Below are 1762 nucleotides of genomic sequence, written 5' to 3'. Positions count from 1 at the left end.
ACCTGTTTGCCACCATCAACCCACCTGAGTACAGCGGACGCAAAGCGCTATCACCGGCACTGAAAGGGCGTTTCCGGCATTTGCCCATCCGGCAGTACAACCCGACAGAATTAGAGACCATTGCCGGGAAAGTGTTGCCAGAGTCCTCAGAAGGTGAATTCGTCGCTAAAAAGCTGACAGAAAAACATTGTCATTTAAGGGCTTATCTGCAGCGGAAAAACCTGCCTTTGCAGCCGACCAGCCTTGATTTACAGAATGTCGCCAGGGCCGTCTTCAGAGGGGGCGACTTTACCGAAAAAGCACTTCATCAATGCCTCAATCAGTACTATCGGCTTTACCTTATGGCCGCAAAAATATCGCTGGAGGCACTGCCTGAATCATCAACTTTTGTCGCGGGTAACAGTGCGATTGATTATGAACTTTACGAATGGTTCAACCAAACGGTATCAGGCATTGATCGTCCGTGGTTGATACGCGGCAGTTATTTCAACAGCATCGATGAAAAACGCCATGAAATTCGCATTAAGGCGGATCTGAATGGAGAGGAAGCCAAAACGGAAATTATCAAGAGAGTGGCTCAGGCCAGGTGGCAGGCATCGGGTCTTTCCCTGAAGCCGGACGAGTCGGACGATATTCTCACCCAGGCGCTTTACCGACACTGGCAGCGACGCTGGTTTGACTGTAATTTTGGCCAGACTGGCGTGGACGCTGGTAGCGTATTTTCCCTGACGGCAGAACAGGAACAAACGCTGAAATTACCTGCTTCCCAGCCTTATCTTCGGGAGGCTGATCAACGGATAAGTGCATGGGACTCCAAAGCGGTTCGATTGTGGCCTGCGTTCTGGCGTCAGATGAGTGGTCTGCAGAACAACCATCGGGTTGAGAGCTATGTTAAGAAAGTATTGGCTACTGACGGTAATAAAGCTCCTGAACAATACATTCCGGAATTCCACAGGGAACAGGATGAGAAACTGGATTGGAGAACGAACTATTCAAGTCAGGAGAGGCTAAATCTTGACGCTTATAAAATTTTTGATACCCAGAACTATACTCCCGATATGTATCGCTGCTGGGCAACAGATATTGATGTGTCTGATGAGGGGGATGTTATACGGATCGATCTGAATGATCAGCATATTCTGGGGGTCGAAACCCTTATACCATTGGGGTTGCCAGTGCAAGACCAAAAAGTAACATTAACCAGAGATCAAACACTGGCGACCCTTGAAACGTCATCGAAAAATGGTCAGTATGTTTTGCCCAGCCTGACGCCTGACGACTATATCGTGGCCCTGCGTATGGAACCCGATTTGGCATTTACCCTGGTCAGGGATCGATATACCGGGCTTCACACACTGACTATTCCAGAGGCTGTAGCCAACCAGATTATTCGTGTGACTTATGTCGTAGAACCGAGAGAGCCGGGCAAAAAAACATCTGCTAACGGAGCTTCACCAGAACGATCAAGACTTCTGGACGCTCGCTGTTCGAAAGGTATGAAAACAGTACTGGACAAACTGTTTAAGACCGTTGACCAGGTTGACCAGGTTGACCAACCCCTATCTGAAGAACAGATGCTTTTGCAGACAATAAAAAACGCTAAAGGCACGAATCAACGAATTGAGGCGATCACGGACTATTGCAAACAGTTTTCCGGTGAGAAACAACCAGAGCGCAATAAAAATTTCTTTGAATTCCTCGTAACAGAGCGGCAAGGTAGCTGCCGTCATCGTGTGCCTGTTTTTATTGCTTTTTGTCGTTA

The 1762-nt window shown here is 48.0% G+C and carries 1 protein-coding gene; it reads left to right on the top strand.

The genetic code is table 11. The features are described from left to right. Positions 1-1762: hypothetical protein (locus tag KDK17_RS05835; RefSeq protein WP_257287573.1), on the top strand; the 1762-nt coding region annotated here is incomplete at both ends.

The organism is Endozoicomonas sp. SESOKO2 (genome assembly GCF_024606245.1).
Lineage (GTDB): Bacteria > Pseudomonadota > Gammaproteobacteria > Pseudomonadales > Endozoicomonadaceae > Endozoicomonas_A.
Note: the sequence above shows the minus strand (reverse complement) of the source record. Positions and strands in the feature narration are given on the sequence as shown.